This window comes from Paeniglutamicibacter sp. NPDC091659 (genome assembly GCF_044756805.1).
GTDB lineage: Bacteria > Actinomycetota > Actinomycetes > Actinomycetales > Micrococcaceae > Paeniglutamicibacter.
In genome coordinates this window covers 1,087,879-1,093,878 of sequence record NZ_JBIVTO010000001.1, presented here as the reverse complement: position 1 = coordinate 1,093,878, position 6,000 = coordinate 1,087,879, and the positions used below count along the sequence as shown (strand labels likewise).

Sequence of the window (6,000 nt, the reverse complement as noted above, 5' to 3'; positions counted from 1 at the left end):
ATCACCGAGGCGTTGGCCTGCGCGCCGGAGTGCGGCTGCACGTTGGCGTAGGCGGCGCCGAAGAGCGCCTTGACGCGGTCCAGGGCGAGGGTCTCAATGACGTCGACCTCCTCGCAGCCGCCGTAGTAGCGGCGTCCCGGGTAGCCCTCGGCGTACTTGTTGGTGAGCACCGAGCCCTGGGCCTGCATGACGGCCAGGGCCGTGTGGTTCTCCGAGGCGATCATTTCCAGGCCGCGCTGCTGGCGGGCCAGCTCCGCGTCGATGCGCTCCGCAATCTCCGGATCAAGGGTGCCGATGTCCTGCGTCAGGGACGCCGGGGCAAGGGATTCGAACGTTGCGGTCACGCTACGTCGCCGCCGTTGGCCGATGCGTAATCGGCTGCCGAGAGCAGTGGGCCTTCCTCGGTTACCTCAACGGTGAACAACCAGCCGGCGCCGTACGGATCCTCGTTCAGGATGGCCGGGTTGTCGATGGCATCCTGGTTGATTTCCACGATGGTGCCGGTGACCGGTGCGTACAGGTCGGAGACCGACTTGGTGGACTCCACCTCGCCGCAGGTTTCGCCGGCGGTGACCTCGGAGCCAACTTCTGGAAGGTCAACGTAAACAACGTCGCCCAGTGCGTCTGCTGCAACCTGGGTGATGCCCACCTTGGTCGGGGTCGAGGCGTCGACCCATTCGTGCTCGGCCGAGTAACGCAGGGAGGCAAGAACCTTGCTCATAGTGATATTTCCTCTCAAAGAATGTGGGGTAAAGCTGTTAGCCGGTTGGGTGGTGGTGGGGAACGACGCATGTGCCGTTCCCCACCACCAGCACCAACGTTACTTGGCTCGGGTGTAGAACGGCAGCGCGATGACCTCGAAGGCCTCCGGCTTGCCGCGCAGGTCGATGTCCAGTGCCGTGCCGATTTCGGCGAATGCCGGTTCGACGTAGGCCATGGCCACCGGGTAACCCAGGGTCGGGGAAGGCTGGCCGGAAGTGACGGTGCCAACCTGCACGCCGTCCTTCATGACCGGGTAGCCGCCGCGGCCGGCGCGACGTCCCAGGCCCTTGAGGCCGACCAGCACGCGCTTGGCGCCTTCGGCCTTGATGGCCTCCAGTGCTTCGCGGCCCACGAAGTTCTCTTCCTTCTTGAAGGAAACGATCGGGCCGAGGTTGGCCTCGAACGGGTTGCCTTCAAGGGAGAGCTCGTTGCCGTACAGCGGCATGCCGGCCTCGAGGCGCAGCGAGTCGCGGCAGGCAAGACCGGCGGGGATCAGCCCGTGCTCGGCGCCGGCAGCCATCAGGGCGTCCCAGAGTTCCGGGGCCTGTGCGTTCGGCACGTACAGCTCGAAGCCGTCCTCGCCGGTGTAGCCGGTGCGGGCCAACAGCACGTCGATGCCGGCAACCGTGGTCTCGTCGGCGGCGTAGTAGTTCATGTCGGACACCAGCGCCTTGGCGGACTCGTCGACAACCTTGTGCAGGATGGCCACTGCGGCCGGGCCCTGGACGGCGATCAACGAGGTCTCGGCCGAGGCGTCGGTGACGGTGACGTCGAAGCCTGCTGCGCGCTCTGCAAGTGCCGCGGCAACCACCGGGGCGTTGCCGGCGTTCGGCACGACCAGGAACTTTTCGTCCCCGCGGCGGTAGGTGATCAGGTCGTCAATGATGCCGCCGGCTTCGTTGCAGATGACCGAGTACTTGGCCTTGCCGACCTTCATCACGGCCATGTTGCCGGCCAGTGCGGTGTTCAGGAAGGTCGCGGCGTCCGGGCCCTCTACCCAGACCTCGCCCATGTGGGAGAGGTCGAAGAGACCGGCGGTGGCGCGCACTGCCTTGTGTTCGGCCAATTCCGAACCGTACTTCAGCGGCATGTCCCAGCCGCCGAAGTCGGTGAAGGATGCGCCTAGTTCCGCATGCTGGGCATGCAGGGAGGTTTTCTTCGGGTCGCTCATCAAGCTACCTTTCGTGGGGCTCAAAAATGAGTGGCGGAATTAGTTTTCGAAGGCTTCGGGAGCCGGGCAGGAGCAGATCAGGTTGCGGTCGCCACCTGCGCCGTCGATGCGCCCCACTGCAGGGAAGTACTTGTCGACGCGCAGGGCGTGGACCGGGAATGCGGCCTGCTCCACGGTGTACTTGCGGTCCCAGTCGGTGTTGATGACTGCCGAGACGGTGTGCGGGGCGTTGCGCAGCGGGGATTCCTCGATGTCGAAGTCTCCCGCGAGCACCTGCTCCATTTCGCCGCGGATCGCGATCATGGCTTCGATGAAGCGCTCGATCTCGCCCAGGTCCTCGGACTCGGTCGGCTCCACCATCAGGGTGCCGGCGACCGGGAAGGACAGGGTCGGTGCGTGGAAGCCGAAGTCGATCAGGCGCTTGGCAACGTCCTCGGCGGTGACGCCGGTCTTGTTGGTCAGCTCGCGCAGGTCAAGGATGCACTCGTGCGCAACCAGGCCCTTGTTGCCGGTGAACAGGATCGGGAAGTGCTGGTTCAGGCGGCTGGCGATGTAGTTCGCCGAGAGGATTGCGGTCTTGGTGGCGTCGGTCAGGCCTTCGCCGCCCATCATCGCAATGTAGGCCCAGGAGATCGGCAGCACGCCGGCCGAACCGAAGAGCGTTGCCACGACGGGGACGCCGTCGCGCACGGTGTAGGTGCCGGTGGCATCGCCCGGGAGGAACGGCACCAGGTGCTCGGCCACGGCAACCGGGCCCACGCCCGGTCCGCCGCCGCCGTGCGGGATGCAGAAGGTCTTGTGCAGGTTCAGGTGGGACACGTCGCCGCCGAACTTGCCCGGCTGGGCGAGGCCAACGAGGGCGTTCATGTTGGCGCCGTCGATGTAGACCTGGCCGCCCGCTGCGTGGACCTTGTCGCAGACCTCGCGCACGTCCGGGTCGTACACGCCGTGGGTGGACGGGTAGGTGATCATGATCGCGGCAAGGACGTCCTTGTTCGCTTCGATCTTCGCGTCCAGGTCGTTGGCGTCGATGGAGCCGTCGGCCGCGGTCTTCACGACGACGACCTTCATGCCGGCCAGGACGGCCGAGGCGGCGTTGGTGCCGTGGGCCGAGGCCGGGATCAGGCAGACGGTGCGCTGGGCATCGCCGTTGGCCTGGTGGAAGCCGCTGATGGCCAGAAGGCCCGCGTATTCGCCCTGCGAGCCGGCATTCGGCTGCAGCGAGACACCGGCGTAGCCGGTGATCTCCGAGAGGCGGCCCTCGAGGTCTGTGATCAGTTCGCGCCAGCCAATGGTCTGGTGCTCCGGGGCGAACGGGTGGATCGAGGCGAATTCCGGCCAGGAGATGGATTCCATCTCGGCGGTGGAGTTCAGCTTCATGGTGCACGAGCCCAGCGGGATCATGGTGCGGTCCAGGGCCAGGTCGCGGTCCGAGAGGCGGCGCAGGTAGCGCAGCATCTGGGTCTCGGACTTGATGGTGTTGAAGATCGGGTGGGTCAGGTAGTCGCTGGTGCGAACCACTGCCGCCGGAAGCTCGAAGCCCTCGGCCTTGAAGCCCTCGCCCGTGACGCCGAAGACGGCTGCGATGGCTGCAACGTGTGCCGGGGTGGTGGTCTCGTCGGTGGAGATGCCCACGGTGTCGGCGTTGACGCGGCGCAGGTTGATGCCCGCTTCTTCGGCCTTGGCGATGGTCGCGTCGATGTCGGCGACCTTGACCTGGACGGTGTCGAAGAACGAGTCGGCAACCAGTTCAAGGCCTGCACCGGCAAGCACGGTGGCGATGGTGCGGGCATGGTTGTGCGTGCGCTGTGCGATGCGCTTCAGGCCGGCCGGGCCGTGGTACACGGCGTACATCGAGGCGGTGATCGCCAGCAGCGCCTGGGCGGTGCAGATGTTGGACGTGGCCTTTTCACGGCGGATGTGCTGCTCGCGGGTCTGCAGGGCCAGGCGGTAGGCGGGGGCGCCTGCCGAGTCCTTGGAAACACCGACCAGGCGGCCCGGAAGGGCGCGCTCCAGGCCGTGGCGCACTGCCAGGTAGGCTGCGTGCGGGCCGCCGAAGAACAGCGGAACGCCGAAGCGCTGGGTGTTGCCGACGGCGATGTCGGCACCCTGCTCGCCCGGGGAAACGATCATGGTCAGTGCCAGGATGTCGGCGGCGACGGTGACCATGGCGCCGCGCTCCTTGGCTGCTGCGATGATTGCCGCGTGGTCGACGACTGCGCCGTTGTTGCCCGGCTGCTGCAGCACGATGCCGGAGATCTCACCCTCGGGCAGGCCCTGGGTCAGGTCGACGATTTCGACCTCGAAGCCGAGGGCCTCGGCGCGGCCCTGGACCACGGAGACGGTCTGCGGGAAGAGGTTGGCGTCAAGGACGGTCTTGGCGGTGGCCTTGGCCTTGTTGGCGCGGCGCATCAGCAACACTGCTTCTGCAACGGCGGATGCCTCGTCGAGCATCGAGGCGTTGGCGATCGGCAGGCCGGTCAGGTCCATGACCATGGTCTGGAAGTTCAGCAAGGCTTCGAGGCGGCCCTGGGAGATTTCCGGCTGGTACGGGGTGTAGGCGGTGTACCAGGCCGGGTTCTCAAGGATGTTGCGCAGGATCACCGGCGGGGTGTAGGTGTCGGAGAAACCCTGGCCGATCATCTGGGTCTTCATGACGTTCTTGCCGGCAAGCACGCGGAGATCGGAAAGGACCTCGGCTTCGGTGCGCGGGGCAGGCAGGTTCAGGGGCTCGCTCTGGCGGATGTCGGCCGGAACGGCCGTATCGACGAGTTCGTCGAGGGAGGAATAACCAAGCTGGGCAAGCATGGTGTCAATGTCGCTGCCCTGGGGGCCAATATGGCGGGCGACGAACTCAGCGGACGGGGTCACGGTCATGGGGAACTCCATTGGGTCATCGGCGTGCGTGCACGCCGAACGAGCTGCAAGTTCCTCCCCGACCCTGTTGCTGTGACCTGAGAGTTTCCGCACTGCTTCGCTTGACGGCGAAACGAATGCTTGCACCTTCGGTGAGCCGCACCGCCGTGGCGATGTTGCTACTTTCCAGAGTTGCCTCTTCGCGGCGGTACGGGGGCCTGAGAGTTTCCCGGGGAGGAATTGCTCCTACGGCGCCCGACCAACTTACGTTGTGCGGGACTCTCCCGCCGCATGTCAGTGGCTGTGCCCCCTGCGAGGCACGATCACCATCCTACCGGCGATGCGTGAGCTAAACAACACGGGCCACCCCGACCCAAATCAACTGGCGGTTCTTCGCCGTCTCGCAGGTTCGCGAAAGAAATTCCACCGAAACACTTGACGCTTCAAGCAAGTGAGGTCTAGTGTTTTACTTGAAAGTTCAACCAAATATTTTGAGGACACCATGAAGAACTTCCTCGCTCGACTCTTCGGAAAGAAGGAAACCATGTCAATCGACATCACCATCATCGGAACCGGCAACATGGCCCGCGCGCTCTCCACCCGTGCCCTGGCAGCAGGCAAGAACCTTCAGGTCCTGGCCCGCAACACCGAGGCAGCAGAGTCGCTCGCGGCCGAACTCGGCCGGGGCACCGTTTCCGGCAACGCCGCGGAGGCCCCGGCCGGCAACATCGTCATTCTGGCACTGCCCTTCGACGCCTCCAAGGAATACATCCAGGCACAGGGCTCGGCGCTGGACGCGAAGATCCTCGTTGACATCTCCAACCCGGTCGACTTCGCAACCTTCGATTCGCTGACCACCGCCGAGGGCAGCTCCGCCGCGGAGGAAATCGCCGCCCTCACCTCCGCCAGCGTCGTCAAGGCCTTCAACACCAACTTCGCCGGCCCGCTGACTGCGGGCAACGCCGACGGCACGGCCCAGGACGTGTTCATCGCGGGCGACGATGCCGCCCGCACCGCCGTGGCCGAGTTCGTCACCGCCGCCGGCATGCGCCCCCTAGAGGTCGGCGGCATCCGCCACGCCCGCGAACTCGAAGGCTTCCAGCTGCTGATGATGGCCATGCAGGTCAACCCGGCCCTGGCCGACTTCAACTGGAACACCTCGCTGCAGGTCGCCGGCTGATCCCTGCCCGCACGGAAAAGGTCCGCGGGAG

General features: G+C 65.8%; 4 protein-coding genes, 1 pseudogene and 1 riboswitch. Of the genes and pseudogenes, 1 reads left to right on the top strand and 4 read right to left on the bottom strand.

Features of this window, described 5'->3' with window-relative positions:
- From ACIQLF_RS04900 to gcvP, 4 genes and pseudogenes are all read right to left on the bottom strand, one after another.
- A pseudogene (locus ACIQLF_RS04900) lies at positions 1-344 on the bottom strand (serine hydroxymethyltransferase); the annotation flags it as partial.
- On the bottom strand, positions 341-721 hold the full coding sequence (gcvH, locus tag ACIQLF_RS04895; protein WP_209999493.1) for a glycine cleavage system protein GcvH: 381 nt from the start codon (positions 719-721) through the stop codon (positions 341-343). The pseudogene ACIQLF_RS04900 and the gene gcvH, both read right to left, overlap by 4 nt.
- Before the next feature lie 99 nt (positions 722-820).
- On the bottom strand, positions 821-1,933 hold the full coding sequence (gene gcvT, locus ACIQLF_RS04890; protein WP_400294975.1) for a glycine cleavage system aminomethyltransferase GcvT: 1,113 nt from the start codon (positions 1,931-1,933) through the stop codon (positions 821-823).
- 39 nt (positions 1,934-1,972) lie between these two features.
- Positions 1,973-4,810 carry an aminomethyl-transferring glycine dehydrogenase gene (gene gcvP / locus ACIQLF_RS04885; protein ID WP_400294973.1) on the bottom strand — a complete coding sequence of 946 codons (2,838 nt, stop codon included), beginning with the start codon at positions 4,808-4,810 and terminating at the stop codon, positions 1,973-1,975.
- A 175-nt stretch (positions 4,811-4,985) separates the two neighbouring features.
- Positions 4,986-5,086: riboswitch (glycine riboswitch) on the bottom strand.
- 247 nt (positions 5,087-5,333) lie between these two features.
- On the opposite strand from gcvP, the gene ACIQLF_RS04880 reads away from it, so the two are divergent.
- Positions 5,334-5,969, top strand: a complete 636-nt coding sequence (locus tag ACIQLF_RS04880) for an NADPH-dependent F420 reductase (protein ID WP_400294967.1) — start codon at positions 5,334-5,336, stop codon at positions 5,967-5,969.
- Positions 5,970-6,000: the final 31 nt, after the last annotated feature.

Excerpts from the sequence above, each read along its gene's own strand:
- gcvT (WP_400294975.1), bottom strand. The coding sequence starts at position 1,933 with ATGAGCGACCCGAAGAAAACCTCCCTGCATGCCCAGCATGCGGAACTA.
- gcvH (WP_209999493.1), bottom strand. The coding sequence starts at position 721 with ATGAGCAAGGTTCTTGCCTCCCTGCGTTACTCGGCCGAGCACGAATGG.
- ACIQLF_RS04880 (WP_400294967.1), top strand. The coding sequence starts at position 5,334 with ATGTCAATCGACATCACCATCATCGGAACCGGCAACATGGCCCGCGCG.
- gcvP (WP_400294973.1), bottom strand. The coding sequence starts at position 4,810 with ATGACCGTGACCCCGTCCGCTGAGTTCGTCGCCCGCCATATTGGCCCC.